We start from the raw sequence: 16300 nt of genomic DNA, 5'->3' as shown, positions 1-16300 counted from the left end.
GTCCCCCTCTTCATGAGGACACCATGTACAAGATTCTCTTCACCCTGCTCTTCGGGCGGATGGACCCGGAACAGGCCCACCACCTGGCCTTCCGCTGGATCCGCCGCGTCGCGCGCGTCCCCGTGCTGCGCACCTTCGTCGCCGCCGTGCTCGCCCCCCGCCACCGGGAACTGCGTACGGAGGCGCTCGGACTGCGCCTGCACAGCCCCTTCGGCCTCGCCGCCGGCTTCGACAAGAACGCGGTCGGTATCGACGGCATGGCCATGCTCGGCTTCGACCACGTCGAGATCGGCACGGTGACCGGGGAACCGCAGCCCGGCAACCCGAAGAAGCGGCTGTTCCGCCTCGTCGCCGACCGGGCCCTGATCAACCGCATGGGCTTCAACAACGAGGGCTCCCTCGCCGTCGCCGCGCGCCTGGCGTCCCGTACGCCCGTGTTCAGGACGGTGGTCGGCGTCAACATCGGCAAGACCAAGGCCGTACCCGAGGACGAGGCCGTCGCCGACTACGTGAAGTCCGCCGAGCGGCTCGCGCCGTACGCCGACTACCTGGTCGTCAACGTCTCCTCCCCGAACACGCCCGGACTGCGCAGCCTCCAGGCCGTGGACCACCTGCGTCCGCTGCTCACCGCCGTCCGCGAGGCAGCCGACCGCACGGTCCCCGCCCGCCGGGTGCCGCTGCTGGTGAAGATCGCCCCCGACCTCGCCGACGAGGACATCGACGCGGTCGCCGACCTCGCCGTGGAGCTCGGCCTGGACGGCATCATCGCCACCAACACCACCATCGCGCGCGAGGGCCTCGGACTGACGTCCGCCCCGGCCGTCGTCGCGGAGACCGGCGGCCTGTCCGGCGCCCCCCTGAAGGCACGCTCCCTCGAGGTGCTGCGCCGCCTCTACGCGCGCGTGGGCGACCGCATCACCCTGGTCGGCGTGGGCGGCGTCGAGAACGCCGAGGACGCCTGGCAGCGCATCCTGGCCGGCGCCACGCTGGTCCAGGGGTACAGCGCCTTCATCTACGAGGGGCCCTTCTGGGGCCGTGCCCTGCACAAGGGACTGGCCGCGCGGCTGCGCACCAGCCCGTACGCCTCGCTCGCCGACGCGGTGGGCGCCGACGTGAGGACGACGGTATGACCGGACTGGAACCCTTCGGCGCGCGGCTGCGCCGTGCGATGGACGAGCGCGGCCCGCTGTGCGTGGGCATCGACCCGCACGCCTCCCTGCTCGCCGAGTGGGGCCTGAACGACGACGTGAGCGGTCTGGAGCGGTTCAGCCGCACGGTCGTCGAGGCGGTCGCCGACCGGGTCGCCGTGCTCAAGCCGCAGAGTGCCTTCTTCGAACGTTTCGGCTCGCGCGGAGTCGCCGTACTGGAGCGGACGGTCCAGGAGGCGCGGGCGGCCGGCGCGCTGGTCCTCATGGACGCCAAGCGCGGTGACATCGGCTCCACCATGGCCGCCTACGCCGAGTCGTTCCTGCACAAGGACGCGCCCCTGCTCTCCGACGCGCTCACCGTCTCGCCGTACCTCGGCTACGGCTCGCTGAGCCCGGCCGTGGCGCTGGCCCGGGAGACCGGCACCGGACTGTTCGTGCTGGCACTGACGTCCAACCCGGAGGGCGGCGAGGTGCAGCACGCCGTCCGCGCCGACGGGCGCAGCGTCGGGGCGACCATGCTCGGGCATCTGGCCGCCGAGAACGCGGGGGAGGAGCCGCTGGGGTCCTTCGGCGCGGTGGTCGGCGCGACCCTCGGCGACCTGTCCTCGTACGAACTGGACATGGGCGGGCCGATCCTCGCGCCCGGAATCGGTGCCCAGGGCGCCACGGCGGCCGATCTCCCGGCGGTCTTCGGCGGCGCGGTGCGCAACGTGGTGCCGAGCGTCAGCCGGGGAGTGTTGCGCCACGGTCCCGACGCGGTCGCTCTGCGTGACGCCGCCGAGCGGTTCGCGGACGGGATCAGGACCGCCGTGACGGCCGGCTGAGTCCGCCGGCGAAGGAATCCGTGGTCGCCGGACTCTGGATACACCCTCAAATCCGGGGGAGTATGTCCTGAATGCCCGGCCTGACGGAGGCTGACCAGGACTTTTCCGCAGTTCTCGCTGACTCCGGCGGACTTGGCCGCTAGTCTCCGACGGAGAGTGAACGGGCGAGCTTGTGGCTCGTGACTCCCCAGGTGTGGGGCGACCACGTTCCTCACCGGTCCGTATCCGACAGTTCGACATCCGAGGTGACGTAGGCGTGGCTCTTCCGCCCCTTACCCCTGAACAGCGCGCAGCCGCGCTCGAAAAGGCCGCCGCGGCTCGCCGGGAGCGGGCCGAGGTCAAGAATCGACTCAAGCACTCCGGCGCCTCCCTTCACGAGGTCATCAAGCAGGGCCAGGAGAACGACGTCATCGGCAAGATGAAGGTCTCCGCCCTGCTGGAGTCCCTGCCGGGCGTGGGCAAGGTCCGCGCCAAGCAGATCATGGAGCGACTGGGCATCTCCGAGAGCCGCCGCGTGCGTGGTCTCGGTTCCAACCAGATCGCCTCCCTGGAGCGTGAGTTCGGCAGCACCGGCTCCTGACGCGCGGGCGGTCCGGGACCGCCGTCCCGGGCATCGCGTGATTGCTGGAATAATCGCTGCATGACTGAACGTCCGCGGCTGACCGTGCTCTCCGGCCCCTCCGGGGTCGGCAAGAGCACGGTCGTCGCCCATATGCGCAAGGAACACCCCGAGGTCTGGCTCTCGGTGTCGGCGACGACGCGTACGCCCCGCCCCGGCGAGCAGCACGGAGTCCACTACTTCTTCGTCACCGACGAGGAGATGGACAAGCTGATCGCCAACGGCGAACTGCTGGAGTGGGCCGAGTTCGCCGGCAACCGCTACGGCACGCCCCGCGGGGCGGTGCTGGAGCACCTGGAGGCGGGTGTGCCCGTGCTGCTGGAGATCGACCTCCAGGGGGCGCGGCAGGTCCGTGAGTCCATGGCCGAGGCGCAGCTGGTGTTCCTGGCTCCTCCCTCCTGGGAGGAGCTCGTGCGCAGGCTCACGGGCCGGGGCACCGAGTCGCCCGAGGTCATCGAGCGCCGGCTGGCCGCCGCGAAGACCGAACTGGCGGCCGAGCCGGAGTTCGACACCAGCCTGGTGAACACCTCCGTCGAGGACGTGGCCCGCGAGCTGCTAGCCTTGATGAACGTCGTGTGATCGTGAGCAATCGTTCACTTCTCATCGTTCACCCATCATGCTGACTGCATCTTTCCCATCCATCGGAAGGTAGAGCGTGTCCTCTTCCATCTCCGCGCCCGAGGGCATCATCAACCCGCCGATCGACGAGCTCCTCGAGGCCACGGACTCGAAGTACAGCCTCGTGATCTACGCGGCCAAGCGGGCCCGCCAGATCAACGCGTACTACTCGCAGCTCGGCGAGGGCCTGCTCGAGTACGTCGGTCCCCTCGTCGACACCCATGTCCACGAGAAGCCGCTCTCGATCGCCCTGCGCGAGATCAACGCGGGACTGCTGACCTCCGAGGCCGTCGAAGGCCCCGGTCAGTGAGCGGTTGGTAAGTCGTATCAGCTGAAGAAGGCTGAGTTTTCCACAGGCCCGGCAGCACGCTGCCGGGCCTGTGGTGTCTGATGGGGGTGGTCGAACATTTCCGAGGTCCGGGGAGAGACGGTGGACAAGCCGAAGGTCGTTCTTGGGGTCAGCGGCGGCATCGCCGCGTACAAGGCCTGCGAGCTGCTGAGGCGGCTGACGGAGTCGGGGCACGACGTCCGGGTCGTCCCCACCGCCTCCGCCCTGCACTTCGTCGGCGCCGCCACCTGGTCCGCGCTCTCCGGGAACCCGGTCTCCACCGAGGTCTGGGACGACGTCCACGAGGTCCCGCACGTCCGCATCGGGCAGCACGCCGACCTGGTGATCGTCGCCCCCGCCACCGCCGACACGCTCGCCAGGGCGGCCAACGGCCTGGCCGACGACCTCCTCACCAACACCCTGCTCACCGCCCGCTGCCCGGTGGTCTTCGCCCCCGCCATGCACACCGAGATGTGGGAACACCCGGCGACCCGGGAGAACGTGGCCACGCTGCGCCGCCGCGGTGCCGTGGTGATCGAACCCGCCGTCGGCCGCCTCACCGGCGTCGACACCGGCAAGGGCCGGCTGCCCGACCCGGGGGAGATCTTCGAGGTCTGCCGCCGGGTGCTGGCCCGCGGTGTCACCGGACCCGACCTCGAGGGCCGCCACGTCGTCGTCAGCGCCGGAGGCACCCGCGAGCCCCTCGACCCCGTCCGCTTCCTCGGCAACCGCTCCTCCGGCAAGCAGGGCTACGCCCTCGCCCGCACCGCCGCCGCCCGCGGCGCCCGCGTCACCCTGATCGCGGCGAACGCCGCCCTGCCCGACCCGGCCGGCGTGGACGTCGTCCGGGTGGGGACCGCCGTGGAACTGCGCGAGGCCGTCCTCGCCGCCACCGCCGACGCGGACGCCGTCGTCATGGCCGCCGCCGTCGCCGACTTCCGCCCGGCCGCCTACGCCACCGGCAAGATCAAGAAGAAGGACGACCGGGAGCCCGAGCCCATCACCCTGGTACGGAATCCGGACATTCTCGCCGAGATCTCCGGCGATCGGGTGCGCGCCGGACAGGTGATCGTGGGCTTCGCCGCCGAGACCGACGACGTGCTCGCCAACGGCCGCGCCAAGCTGAAGCGCAAGGGCTGCGACCTCCTGGTGGTGAACGAGGTGGGGGAGCGCAAGACCTTCGGATCCGAGGAGAACGAGGCCGTGGTTCTGGGCGCCGACGGCAGCGAGACCCCCATAGCCCACGGGCCCAAGGAGGCTCTGGCCGAGACCGTGTGGGACCTGGTCGCCGAACGGCTCGGGTGAGCGGCCGGATCACCTTCCGGGGCGCCGAAACCTCGCGCGTCGGGGCGTGGCGCCTCTGGCCAAGGCCCGCTCGTCATGGGCAGAATGCCCGTGCCGCAGGTCACAGCCCTCTCGCGGGGCGAGACAGGGGGACCCGTGGCGGAGCGCGACCGATAAACTGTTCCACGGACGGCGTCGGGTGCAGCCCCCGCCGTCCGCCAATGATCAGCCAGCAGCCGCTGCAACCCCAGGGAGCGTTGTGTCCCGTCGTCTGTTCACCTCGGAGTCCGTGACCGAGGGTCACCCCGACAAGATCGCTGACCAGATCAGCGACACCATTCTCGACGCGCTCCTCCGCGAGGACCCCACCTCCCGGGTCGCTGTCGAGACCCTGATCACCACCGGCCTGGTGCACGTGGCCGGCGAGGTCACCACCAAGACGTACGCGGACATCGCGACGCTGGTGCGCAACAAGATCCTGGAGATCGGCTACGACTCCTCGAAGAAGGGCTTCGACGGCGCCTCCTGCGGCGTCTCGGTGTCCATCGGCGCGCAGTCCCCGGACATCGCGCAGGGTGTCGACGCCGCCTACGAGGCCCGCGTCGAGGGCGACGACGACGAACTGGACCGGCAGGGCGCCGGTGACCAGGGCCTGATGTTCGGCTACGCGACGGACGAGACGCCGACGCTGATGCCGCTGCCCGTCTTCCTCGCCCACCGCCTGTCCAAGCGCCTCTCCGACGTGCGCAAGAACGGGACCATCCCCTACCTGCGCCCGGACGGCAAGACCCAGGTCACCATCGAGTACGACGGCGACAAGGCGGTCCGCCTGGACACCGTCGTCGTCTCCTCCCAGCACGCCTCCGACATCGACCTCGAGTCGCTGCTCGCCCCCGACATCCGCGAGTTCGTCGTGGAGCCGGAGCTGAAGGCGCTCCTGGACGAGGGCATCAAGCTCGACACCGAGAAGTACCGGCTGCTGGTCAACCCGACCGGCCGCTTCGAGATCGGCGGCCCGATGGGCGACGCCGGCCTCACCGGCCGCAAGATCATCATCGACACCTACGGCGGCATGGCCCGCCACGGCGGCGGTGCCTTCTCCGGCAAGGACCCGTCCAAGGTCGACCGCTCGGCGGCGTACGCGATGCGCTGGGTCGCCAAGAACGTGGTGGCGGCCGGCCTCGCCGCCCGCTGCGAGGTCCAGGTGGCGTACGCCATCGGCAAGGCGGAGCCGGTCGGTCTGTTCGTCGAGACCTTCGGTACCGCCAAGGTGGAGACCGAGAAGATCGAGCGTGCCATCGACGAGGTCTTCGACCTCCGCCCGGCCGCGATCATCCGCGACCTCGACCTGCTGCGCCCGATCTACGCCCAGACCGCCGCCTACGGCCACTTCGGCCGTGAGCTGCCCGACTTCACCTGGGAGCGCACCGACCGCGTGGACGCCCTGCGCAAGGCCGCCGGAGCCTAGTCCCGGGCACCCCGCGTCACCCCGAGGCCCGGCACACCCCCGACGGGGCGTGCCGGGCCTCGGCGCGTGCCGCCGTAGACCATCGCGAAATCCCGCGCACCCTGTGCGGGAGAGTCCTACGCTGGGCACGCGGCGACGTCACGGCCCGGTGCGACGGGCACGGATACTTCCGGGTCAACCCCTCGCAGGTTCGAATCCTGCTGCCGGTCCTGGACCGGTATGGCCGAGCGGCCCAAGGCAGAAAGCGCCTCCGGGCGTATGTGATCCGTACCCGAGCCGATCTCGGGCCGGGCGTCGCTGTCAGTGCCGTTTGGTAAGAATGCAGGCGTGAGCAGCGAGGACGGTCAGCAGGAGGGCGGCGCGGAGGGCGCGCCGCCGGAGCAGCTCGCGCTCATCCGGGAGAGCGTGCGCAAGGCCAAGGCCCCCCGGGCCAAACCGCGTACCTGGCGGGGCGCGGCGCTCGCCAGGGAACTGCCCGTCGCCCGTGTCCTCGTCGACAAGGGCGTGCTCCACCTCGACCGCTACTTCGACTACGCCGTGCCCGAGGAACTCGACGCCGACGCACAGCCGGGGGTGCGGGTGCGGGTGCGCTTCGGCGCCGGACGGCACCGGGTGCGCGAGGGACGGCGCGAGGGCGGCGGTCTGATCGACGGGTTCCTCGTCGAGCGGCTCGCCGAGTCCGACTACTCGGGGCCGCTGGCGGCGCTGGCGCAGGTCGTCTCGCCCGAGCCGGTGCTCGGGGAGGAACTGCTGGGCCTCGCCCGCGCGGTCGCCGACCGGTACGCGGGCAGCCTCGCCGACGTACTCCAGCTCGCCGTGCCGCCGCGCAACGCCCGCGCCGAGGGGCGGCCCTCGCCCGACCCGCTGCCACCGCCCCCGGCGCCCGTACCCGGCTCCTGGGAGCGGTACGAGCGCGGACCCGGGTTCCTGGAGGCACTGGCCGCCGGCGGCGCCCCCCGGGCCGTGTGGAACGCGCTGCCGGGGCCGCTGTGGAGCGAGGAGCTGGCGCGGGCCGTCGCCGCGACCCTCGCCTCCGGGCGCGGCGCGCTGGCCGTCCTGCCGGACGGACGGTCCGTCGCCCGCGTCGACGCGGCCCTCACCGCCCTGCTGGGCAAGGGACGGCACGCGGTGCTCACCGCCGACGCCGGACCGGAGAAGCGGTACGCGCAGTGGCTCGCCGTACGGCGGGGCTCCGTACGGGCCGTCATCGGGACCCGGGCGGCGATGTTCGCCCCGGTGCGGGACCTCGGACTCGTCGCCGTCTGGGACGACGGCGACGACAGCCACAGCGAGCAGCACGCCCCGCAGCCGCACGCCCGCGAGGTGGCACTGCTGCGGGCGGCCCAGGACGGATGCGGCTTCCTGCTGGGCGGTTGGAGCTGCACCGTGGAGGCCGCCCAGCTGGTGGAGACCGGCTGGGCCGGACCGCTGGTCGCCGGCCGGGAGCGGGTGCGGGCCGCCGCGCCGCTGGTACGGACCGTGGGCGACCAGGACCTCGCACGCGACGAGGCCGCGCGGGCGGCACGGCTGCCGAGCCTCGCCTGGCAGACCGCCCGGGAGGGACTGCGGCACGGGCCGGTGCTCGTCCAGGTGCCCCGCCGGGGCTATGTGCCGCGGATGGCGTGCGCGACCTGCCGAGCCCCCGCCCGGTGTGTGAACTGCTCCGGGCCGCTCCAGGCCCAGGGGTCCGACGATCTGCGGTGCGACTGGTGCGGCCGTGCGGAGAGCGGCTGGCACTGTCCGGAGTGCGGCGGGTTCCGGCTGCGCGCCCAGGTGGTGGGGGCGCGGCGGACCGCCGAGGAGCTGGGCCGGGCCTTCCCCGCGGTTCCGGTACGGACCTCGGGGCGCGAACACGTGCTGGACACCGTGCCGGGGACACCCGCGCTGGTGGTGAGCACACCCGGAGCGGAGCCGGTCGCCGAGGGCGGCTACGCGGCCGCGCTGCTGCTGGACGGGTGGGCCATGCTGAACCGGCCCGATCTGCGGGCCGGGGAGGACGCGCTGCGCCGCTGGACCGGCGCGGCGGCGCTGGTCCGGCCGCAGTCCGCGGGCGGCACGGTGGTCGTGGTCGCCGAGCCGACCCTGCGGCCCGTACAGGCACTGGTCCGCTGGGACCCGGTCGGGCACGCGGTGCGGGAACTGGCCGAGCGGAGCGAACTGGGATTCCCGCCGGTGTCACGGATGGCGGCGCTGTCCGGGCCGGGGGAGGCGGTCGCCGAGTTCCTGCGCGCGGTGGAGCTGCCCCCGCAGGCGGAGATCCTGGGCCCGGTACCCGTGCCGGCCGCACCGCCGGGCCGACCCCGCCGGCCGGGTACACCGCCCCCCGGCGAGCAGTGGGACCGGGCGCTGGTCCGGGTGCCGCCCGGGAACGGCGCCGCGCTGACCGCCGCGCTGAAGTCCGCCCAGGCGGCCCGCATGGCCCGCGGCGGCAGCACTCCCGTCTGGGTCCGCGTCGACCCCCCCGACATCGGCTGACCGGGCCGGGACGTGCCGCGCCCTCCCGGGGGCGGTGCGTCCGGGAGGGCGCGGCCGGGTTCAGCCGTTGCGCGGGGCGGGGAAGGCCGTCGGGCGGGGGTCGTCGCGAAGGGCCGGGCTGCCGGCCGTGGGCTGGGTCGGCATGGAGCGGGCGGCGGGGACCGTCGGCACCGTGGTGACGCCGGCGCCCACATTGACCGGGCGCGTGGTCGGCGTCTCCGGGGTGGCCTCGGCGGCCGGCGCGGCCTGGGCGGCGGCGGCACGGCGGGCGCCGTAGCGGCGGTGGACCGCCTGCTTGGTGACGCCGAGCGCGGAGCCCACGGCGTCCCACGAGAACCCCAGGGAGCGGTCGAAGTCCACGGCCGCCGTGACCAGGGTCTCGACACTGTCCCGCAGCTCCTGGGCGAGCCGGACCGTGGGGGCGGGGGCGCGTCCGTAGACGACGAAGCCCGTGGAGGGGCCGGAGCGGCGCGGGCGGTAGACGTTGCCCAGCTGGGCGGTGAGGGTGCGCAGCGCGTCCACCTGCCGGCGGACCCGCTCGATGTCCCGCACCAGCAGGTGCAGGCTGGCCCGAGCCTGGGCGTCGTGGGTTGCATGGTCGGCCATGAACAAGCCTCTCGAACCGGCGTTGGAGGGATCGGGCCCTCGGCGGGGCCCGGTGGTCAACTCTTTCTTGACCAACGCGTGGCCGCTTCGCGGGTCACGGGGAGGGGCGCGGGAGCTTGTGCGTACGCCCCCGGCGGAGGTGTGCCCCGCCCTTCGGCCTCGGCGTCTCCTCCCGCCCGCGCACCGTCCGTTTCCCGTACGCCGGGAAGTGGACGTCCGCCGCCGGGGTGCCTCGCCGGCGGCGGCTCGCCCCGCATGGGGGGTTCGCGCTCCGCGCCATAGACTGGTGCGCCGCCCTTGTCCGTTCCCGCCCGAGAGGCCCTCCGCACCCCATGAAGCTCGTCTTCGCCGGTACCCCCGAGGTCGCCGTTCCCGCACTGGACGCTCTTCTCGCCTCCGGGCGGCACGAGGTCGCCGCCGTCGTCACCCGGCCCGACGCGCCCGCCGGACGCGGACGCAGGCTGGTCGCCTCACCCGTCGCCGAGCGCGCGGAGGAGGCCGGGATCGAGGTGCTGAAGCCCGCCCGGCCCAGGGACCCCGAGTTCCTGGAACGGCTCAAGGAGATCGCCCCCGACTGCTGCCCCGTCGTCGCCTACGGCGCCCTCCTCCCGAAGGCCGCCCTGGACATCCCCGCCCGCGGCTGGGTCAACCTGCACTTCTCGCTGCTGCCCGCCTGGCGCGGCGCGGCCCCCGTGCAGCACGCGATCATGGCCGGCGACGAGATCACCGGTGCCGCCACCTTCCTCATCGAGGAGGGCCTCGACTCCGGCCCCGTCTACGGCACCGTCACCGAGGCCGTCCGCCCCACCGACACCAGCGGCGATCTGCTCACCCGGCTCGCCTTCGCCGGTGCCGGGCTGCTCGCCGCCACCATGGACGGCGTCGAGGACGGCACCCTGACGGCCGTACCGCAGCCCGCGGACGGCATCAGCCTCGCCCCCAAGGTCACCGTCGAGGACGCCCACGTCGACTGGAACACCCCGGCGCTGCGCGTCGACCGCGTGGTGCGCGGCTGTACCCCCGCGCCCGGCGCCTGGACCACCTTCCGGGGCGAGCGGCTGAAGATCGTCCAGGCCGCGCCCGTACCCGCCATGACCGACCTCGCGCCCGGGCAGCTGTCCGCCGGCAAGAACAACGTGTACGCGGGCACCGGCTCTTACGCCGTGGAGCTGCTGTGGGTGCAGCCCCAGGGCAAGAAGCCGATGCGTGCGGCGGACTGGGCGCGCGGGGTACGCATCACGGCGGGGGAGTCCGTCGGCGCCTGACGCCGCCGCGACCTCCACGACGTAGGCTGGACCGCGCACTTCACCCCACATCCGGAGCACCTTTTTCGTGAGCGACCAGCCCCGTCGGCCCCGCAAGCCCGCCAAGCCCTACCGCCGGCCCCAGAAGGACCCCGTCCGCATCCTCGCCTTCGAGGCCCTGCGGGCCGTCGACGAGCGGGACGCGTACGCCAACCTCGTCCTGCCCCCGCTGCTGCGCAAGGCGCGCGAGAACGACGACTTCGACGCACGCGACGCGGCGCTGGCGACCGAGCTGGTCTACGGCACCCTGCGCCGTCAGGGGACGTACGACGCGGTCGTCGCCGCCTGCGTCGACCGGCCGCTGCGGGAGGTGGACCCGCCGGTGCTGGACGTGCTGAACCTCGGCGCGCACCAGCTGCTCGGCACGCGGATCCCGACGCACGCGGCCGTGTCCGCCACCGTGGAGCTGGCCCGGGTGGTGCTCGGCGACGGCCGCGCCAAGTTCGTCAACGCCGTGCTGCGGAAGATCGCCCAGGACGACCTCGACGGCTGGCTGGAGCGGGTCGCACCGGCCTATGACGAGGACCCCGAGGACCACCTCGCCGTCGTGCACTCGCACCCCCGCTGGGTCGTCTCCGCGCTGTGGGACTCCCTCGGCGGCGGCCGGACCGGTATCGAGGAACTGCTCAAGGCCGACAACGACCGCCCCGAGGTGACCCTGGTCGCCCGCCCCGGACGGGCGACGACCACCGAACTGCTCGACGAGGAGGCAGCCGTACCCGGCCGCTGGTCGCCGTACGCGGTACGGCTCACCGAGGGCGGGGAGCCGGGCGCCATCACGGCGGTCGCGGAGGGCCGGGCGGGTGTGCAGGACGAGGGCAGCCAGCTCGTCGCGCTCGCCCTCGCCAACGCGCCCGTCGAGGGCCCCGACCGGATGTGGCTGGACGGCTGCGCCGGACCGGGCGGGAAGGCCGCGCTGCTCGGGGCGCTCGCCGCCGAGCGGGGCGCGGTGCTGCTCGCCTCCGAGAAGCAGCCGCACCGGGCCGGGCTGGTCGCCAAGGCGCTCGCCGGGAACCCGGGGCCGTACCAGGTCGTCGCCGCCGACGGGACGCGCCCGCCGTGGCGGCCCGGCAGCTTCGACCGGGTCCTGGTCGACGTGCCGTGCACCGGCCTGGGCGCCCTGCGCCGCCGTCCCGAGGCCCGCTGGCGGCGCCGCCCCGAGGACCTGGACGGCTTCGCCCCGCTCCAGCGCGGGCTGCTGCGCACCGCGCTGGAGTCCGTACGGGCCGGCGGTGTCGTCGGCTACGCCACCTGCTCCCCGCACCTCGCGGAGACCCGGGCCGTCGTCGGTGACCTGCTCAAGCAGTTCCCGGACGCCGAACTGATCGACGCCCGCCCGCTGCTGCCCGGAGTACCGGACCTGGGCGAGGGCCCCGACGTACAGCTGTGGCCTCATGTACACGGCACCGACGCGATGTACCTGGCCCTCATCCGCCGAACCGGCTGACGCCGGGGCCGGGGTTCCTCGCGGGACGTCTGGTGTGGCCGGGTGTTCGTGGCCCTGGGCGGTGTGCCCGCGCCCTCAACGGTCGGACCGGTCTGCCTCGGCGACGACGGGTTTCTCGCGGGACAGCCGGTGTGGCCACCACACCCTGGGGCCCGCGTCCAGGAACAGGGACGTGACCAGTACCGACCGTACGACGAAGGTGTCCAGCAGGACGCCCAGGGCGACCGCGAAACCGATCTCGGCGAAGGCGACCATGGGCAGGGTGCCGAGGGCCGCGAAGGTGCCCGCGAGGACCAGACCCGCCGAGGTGATCACGGCGCCCGTGGCCGCGAGTCCGGTGACCACGCCCGGCCGGGTGCCCTGGCGGGCCGCCTCCTCCCGGATGCGGGTGGTCAGGAAGATGTTGTAGTCGATGCCCAGCGCCACCAGGAAGACGAAGACGAACAGCGGGAAGTCCGTCGACTCGCCCGCGTAGTCGAAGATGTGCCGGAAGGCCAGCGCGCTGAGGCCCAGCGCCGCCGTGAACGACAGGATCACCGTCGCGGTCAGCAGCAGCGGCGCGATCAGGGCGCGCAGCAGCGCACACAGGATCAGCAGGACGACCACCAGCACCAGCGGGATGATCAGCACGTTGTCATGGGTGGTCGCCTCGTCCATGTCCAGCAGCGCCGCAGTACCGCCGCCCACCTGCGCGTCGGCGTCCGGCACCGCGTGCACGGTGTCACGGACCCGCTCCACGGTCTGCTTGGCCGCCTCGCTGTCCGACGGCGCGGCCAGGGTGGCCTCGAACAGCACCTTGCCCTCGAACGACGGCTTGGTGCCCGGCGGCAGACCGAGGGACTCCGGTACGACGCCCTCCGTACCGGCGACCGCGCGCCCCACCTCTTCGGCCTGCGCCCGGTTGCTCACGACGACCAGCGGATCGCCGCTGCCCGCCGGGAAGTACCGCGCGGAGACCTCCTGCCCGGTGATCGAGTCCGGCTTCCCGGTGAACGCGTCCGCGTTGCCGATACCCTCCGCGCGGAGCTGGATCAGCCCCAGCGAACAGATCGCCAGCACCGCCGCCGTCACGGCCCACACCATGCGGGGGCGGCGGGCGATACGGCGGCCCGTGCGGGCCCACACGCCCCGCTCGGCCGGGTCGGGGGCGCCGTGGCGCGGGATCACCGGCCAGAAGATCCACCGCCCGCAGATGACCAGCAGCGCCGGGAACAGCGTCAGCATGACCAGCAGGGCCACCGCGACCCCGATCGCCGCGACCGGGCCGAGACCCCGGGTGGAGTTCATCTCCGCGGTCAGCAGCACCAGCATGCTCAGCACCACGGTCGCGCCGGACGCCAGCACGGCCGGGCCCGCGCGGTGCAGGGCCAGCGCCATCGCCTCGTGCCGGTCCTCGTGCCGGCGCAGCTCCTCCCGGTAGCGGGCGACCAGCAGCAGGCCGTAGTCGGTGCCGGCGCCGAAGACCAGCACCGTGAGGATGCCGGCGCTCTGCCCGTTCACCGTCAGACCCCCGTACTCGGCCATGAAGTAGATCAGGGCCTGCGCCGTGAACAGCGCACAGATCACCGACAGCAGGGGCACCAGCAGCAGGGTCGGGCTGCGGTAGGTGATCAGCAGCATCACCACGACGACGCCCATCGCGGCCAGCAGCAGCGTCGAGTCGATCCCCTCGAACGCCTCGGCGAAGTCCGCCGACGTGCCGCCCGGGCCCGTGATGTGCACGGCGAGGCCGCCCTCGCTCCCGCCGACGTCGTCCCGGATGGAGTCGACCGCGGGTCCGATCCGCTCCCAGCCCTGCTCGTCCATCGTGATCGGCACCAGGACCTGCGCGGCACGCGGGTCGGTCCGGCGGTCGAAGACCGGGCCGCGGGTCTCGTCGCCGCGGATGCCGTGGTCGCTCAACCGCATGAGCTGCGCCACGTCCTCGTCGATCCGCTCGCGGTCGGCCGCCGTCAGCCCGCCGTCCCGCGCGTACACCACGACAGCGGGGATCTGCTCGGGCCGGAAATCCTCGGAGATCTGCAGCACCTGCGTCGACTCGGCAGACCCCGGCAACCAGGAAGCGGCGTCATTGTCCTGGGCCCCGGCCAGTTTCTGCGCGAACGGCGCCACGAAGAACAGCACCACGATCCACAACCCGAGCACCAGCCACTTGGACCGCCGCCCGCAGACCAGCTGCGCGACACGCCGTTCACGCGTCATGGACACCTCCGCGTAGTCGCCCCCGAAGGGGCGCGGGGCAGTGACATGTGCGGCCCCGCCGTGTGGGCGCGACCAGCCCGCGACGGCCCGCGGCCAACGCCCAACCGTCCCCGCACAAGACCCACGCACACAACCCCCGGAGGGCATGGCACGCTTGTCACATGGCCCCGCAGATCAACCCCAGCATCCTCTCCGCCGACTTCGCCCGCCTCGCCGACGAGGCGAAGGCGGTCGCCGGCGCCGACTGGCTCCACGTAGACGTCATGGACAACCATTTCGTCCCGAACCTCACGCTCGGCGTGCCGGTCGTAGAGTCGCTCGCCCGTGCGACGGACACCCCGCTGGACTGCCATCTGATGATCGAGGCCCCCGATCGATGGGCGCCCCAGTACGTGGAGGCGGGGGCCGGTTCGGTCACCTTCCACGTCGAGGCGGCCGCCGCGCCCGTCCGGCTCGCCCGGGAGATCCGCGCCAAGGGCGCCCGTGCCTCCATGGCGCTGAGGCCGGCGACCCCCATCGAGCCGTACGAAGACCTGCTCCCCGAACTCGACATGCTGCTGATCATGACCGTCGAGCCGGGATTCGGGGGACAGGCCTTCCTCGACATCATGCTTCCGAAGATTCGCCGCACCCGCGAGTTGATCAGCAAGCACGGTCTGGAGCTCTGGCTGCAGGTCGACGGCGGGGTCTCGGAGTCCACCATCGAGCGGAGCGCCGACGCCGGTGCCGACGTCTTCGTCGCGGGTTCCGCCGTATACGGGGCCGAGGACCCGGCCGAGGCGGTACGTGCACTGCGCAACCGGGCCGCGGCGGCGACGGGCAAGGCGTCGTGGGCATGCGACCACTGAGCGTCAGGAACGTGAACGCCGCCCAGCAGGGCTGATCGACCGCCGCGGATCTGCGAGGATGAACGGCGAATCCAGAGTGTGAACAGCAGTGAGGAGATCGCCGTGTCGGGTATGTCGGCGGGCCGGTCAGCCATGCGGATGGGACCCGCTGAGCTGGTGCAGGCGGCGGCCATGGCCCGCCGCTTCTACCTCGAGGGCAAATCCAAGATCCAGATCGCCGAGGAGTTCGGCGTCAGCCGCTTCAAGGTGGCCAGGGTCCTGGAGACCGCCCTCGAACGGGATCTCGTACGGATCGAGATCCGCGTGCCGGCCGAGCTGGACGCGGAGCGCTCCGACGCGCTCCGCGCCCGCTACGGCCTCAGGCACGCCGTCGTGGTCGAGTCCCCGGCCGAGGCCGAGGAGACACCCGACCCCGAGAACCTGGGAGAAGTGGCCGCCGACCTGCTCGGCGAACTGGTCGACGAGGGGGATGTACTGGGCCTGGCCTGGGGCCGTTCCACCATCCACATGGCGGCGGCCCTGGACCGGCTGCCGCCCTGCACGGTCGTGCAGCTGACGGGTGTGTACGACGCCGGGACCGCCGAGCGCGGCTCGGTGGAGGCCGTACGGCGCGCGGCGCAGGTGTCGGGCGGCGACGCCCACCCCATCTACGCGCCGATGCTGCTGCCCGACGCCGCCACCGCTCAGGCGCTGCGCCACCAGACCGGCATCGCGCGGGCCTTCGAGTACTTCGACAAGGTCACCGTCGCCTGTGTCTCCATCGGCTCCTGGGAGCCCGGCATCTCCACGGTGCACGACATGCTCAGCGACGAGGAGCGGGCGCACTACGCGTCCCTCGGAGTGGCCGCCGAGATGTCCGCGCACCTCTTCGACGCCGAGGGACGCCGGGTCGGCCGGGACCTGGGGGAGCGGTGCATCACGGTCAAGACCGACCAGCTGCGCCGGGTGCCCGAGGTCGTCGCGATCGCGGGCGGACAGCGCAAGGGCCCGGCGATCGACGCCGTACTGCGCTCCGGGCTGGTCACCAGCCTGGTGACGGACACGTCGGCGGCGGACTATCTGATGACGGCGGGCCCCGCCCCGAGGTCCTCTCTCAACCGCGCGGACCCGGACGGACCCTGACGGCGGG

14 protein-coding genes are annotated in these 16300 nt (G+C 72.9%); 12 read left to right on the top strand and 2 right to left on the bottom strand.

The genetic code is table 11. The features are described 5' to 3' along the window. Positions 1-23: 23 nt before the first annotated feature. The 8 genes from IF28_RS0119015 to IF28_RS0118980 all read left to right on the top strand — a co-directional run bounded on the left by IF28_RS0119015 (position 24) and on the right by IF28_RS0118980 (position 8764). On the top strand, positions 24-1130 hold the full coding sequence (locus IF28_RS0119015) for a quinone-dependent dihydroorotate dehydrogenase (RefSeq protein WP_030221590.1): 1107 nt from the start codon (positions 24-26) through the stop codon (positions 1128-1130). Next, entirely contained in the window at positions 1127-1972 is an 846-nt protein-coding gene (gene pyrF, locus IF28_RS0119010) for an orotidine-5'-phosphate decarboxylase (RefSeq protein ID WP_030221587.1), read from the top strand. The genes IF28_RS0119015 and pyrF overlap by 4 nt, the downstream gene beginning before the upstream one ends. A 256-nt stretch (positions 1973-2228) precedes the next feature. Then, positions 2229-2552 (top strand): integration host factor, encoded by a 324-nt coding sequence (locus IF28_RS0119005; RefSeq protein WP_003977346.1) that lies wholly within the window; start codon positions 2229-2231, stop codon positions 2550-2552. Positions 2553-2612: 60 nt separating this feature from the next. After that, a complete protein-coding gene (gene gmk, locus IF28_RS0119000; protein WP_030221584.1) occupies positions 2613-3170 on the top strand; it encodes a guanylate kinase in 558 nt (185 codons plus the stop codon). Positions 3171-3246: 76 nt separating this feature from the next. Next, complete coding sequence (gene rpoZ, locus IF28_RS0118995; protein ID WP_004933985.1) at positions 3247-3519, top strand: DNA-directed RNA polymerase subunit omega; 273 nt, start codon at positions 3247-3249, stop codon at positions 3517-3519. Between the two features lie 120 nt (positions 3520-3639). Continuing rightward, positions 3640-4842: a bifunctional phosphopantothenoylcysteine decarboxylase/phosphopantothenate--cysteine ligase CoaBC gene (gene coaBC / locus IF28_RS0118990; protein ID WP_030221581.1), complete on the top strand. Its 1203-nt coding sequence runs from the start codon at positions 3640-3642 to the stop codon at positions 4840-4842. 238 nt (positions 4843-5080) lie between these two features. Next, entirely contained in the window at positions 5081-6289 is a 1209-nt protein-coding gene (metK, locus tag IF28_RS0118985; protein ID WP_030221579.1) for a methionine adenosyltransferase, read from the top strand. Positions 6290-6616: 327 nt separating this feature from the next. After that, on the top strand, positions 6617-8764 hold the full coding sequence (locus IF28_RS0118980) for a primosomal protein N' (RefSeq protein WP_030221576.1): 2148 nt from the start codon (positions 6617-6619) through the stop codon (positions 8762-8764). A gap of 60 nt (positions 8765-8824) precedes the next feature. Here the strand turns inward: IF28_RS0118980 and IF28_RS0118975 are convergent, their stop codons facing one another. Further along, complete coding sequence (locus IF28_RS0118975) at positions 8825-9370, bottom strand: hypothetical protein (RefSeq protein ID WP_030221573.1); 546 nt, start codon at positions 9368-9370, stop codon at positions 8825-8827. A 332-nt stretch (positions 9371-9702) separates the two neighbouring features. Between IF28_RS0118975 and fmt the strand changes: the two genes are divergently transcribed. Both fmt and IF28_RS0118965 read left to right on the top strand, forming a co-directional pair. Further along, positions 9703-10635 (top strand): methionyl-tRNA formyltransferase, encoded by a 933-nt coding sequence (gene fmt, locus IF28_RS0118970; protein ID WP_030221570.1) that lies wholly within the window; start codon positions 9703-9705, stop codon positions 10633-10635. 67 nt (positions 10636-10702) lie between these two features. Continuing rightward, complete coding sequence (locus IF28_RS0118965; protein ID WP_030221568.1) at positions 10703-12121, top strand: RsmB/NOP family class I SAM-dependent RNA methyltransferase; 1419 nt, start codon at positions 10703-10705, stop codon at positions 12119-12121. A 75-nt stretch (positions 12122-12196) separates the two neighbouring features. On the opposite strand, the gene IF28_RS0118960 is transcribed toward IF28_RS0118965, so the two are convergent. Then, positions 12197-14323, bottom strand: a complete 2127-nt coding sequence (locus tag IF28_RS0118960; RefSeq protein WP_051713792.1) for an MMPL family transporter — start codon at positions 14321-14323, stop codon at positions 12197-12199. A gap of 161 nt (positions 14324-14484) precedes the next feature. Between IF28_RS0118960 and rpe the strand changes: the two genes are divergently transcribed. Then, the gene (gene rpe / locus IF28_RS0118955; RefSeq protein ID WP_030221562.1) at positions 14485-15171 is read left to right on the top strand and encodes a ribulose-phosphate 3-epimerase; all 687 of its coding nucleotides are present in this window, start codon (positions 14485-14487) and stop codon (positions 15169-15171) included. 78 nt (positions 15172-15249) lie between these two features. After that, positions 15250-16293, top strand: a complete 1044-nt coding sequence (locus tag IF28_RS0118950) for a sugar-binding transcriptional regulator (RefSeq protein WP_030221559.1) — start codon at positions 15250-15252, stop codon at positions 16291-16293. Positions 16294-16300: the final 7 nt, after the last annotated feature.

This window comes from Streptomyces sp. NRRL WC-3626 (assembly GCF_000718785.1).
GTDB classification, from domain to species: Bacteria; Actinomycetota; Actinomycetes; order Streptomycetales; family Streptomycetaceae; genus Streptomyces; species Streptomyces edwardsiae.
This window is presented reverse-complemented; position numbering and strand designations above follow the sequence as displayed.

What these genes read in the sequence shown, in the direction of transcription:
- IF28_RS0119015 (WP_030221590.1), top strand. Translation starts at nt 24, where the DNA reads ATGTACAAGATTCTCTTCACCCTGCTCTTCGGGCGGATGGACCCGGAA.
- pyrF (WP_030221587.1), top strand. Translation starts at nt 1,127, where the DNA reads ATGACCGGACTGGAACCCTTCGGCGCGCGGCTGCGCCGTGCGATGGAC.
- gmk (WP_030221584.1), top strand. Translation starts at nt 2,613, where the DNA reads ATGACTGAACGTCCGCGGCTGACCGTGCTCTCCGGCCCCTCCGGGGTC.
- IF28_RS0118975 (WP_030221573.1), bottom strand. Translation starts at nt 9,370, where the DNA reads ATGGCCGACCATGCAACCCACGACGCCCAGGCTCGGGCCAGCCTGCAC.
- fmt (WP_030221570.1), top strand. Translation starts at nt 9,703, where the DNA reads ATGAAGCTCGTCTTCGCCGGTACCCCCGAGGTCGCCGTTCCCGCACTG.
- IF28_RS0118960 (WP_051713792.1), bottom strand. Translation starts at nt 14,323, where the DNA reads ATGACGCGTGAACGGCGTGTCGCGCAGCTGGTCTGCGGGCGGCGGTCC.
- rpe (WP_030221562.1), top strand. Translation starts at nt 14,485, where the DNA reads ATGGCCCCGCAGATCAACCCCAGCATCCTCTCCGCCGACTTCGCCCGC.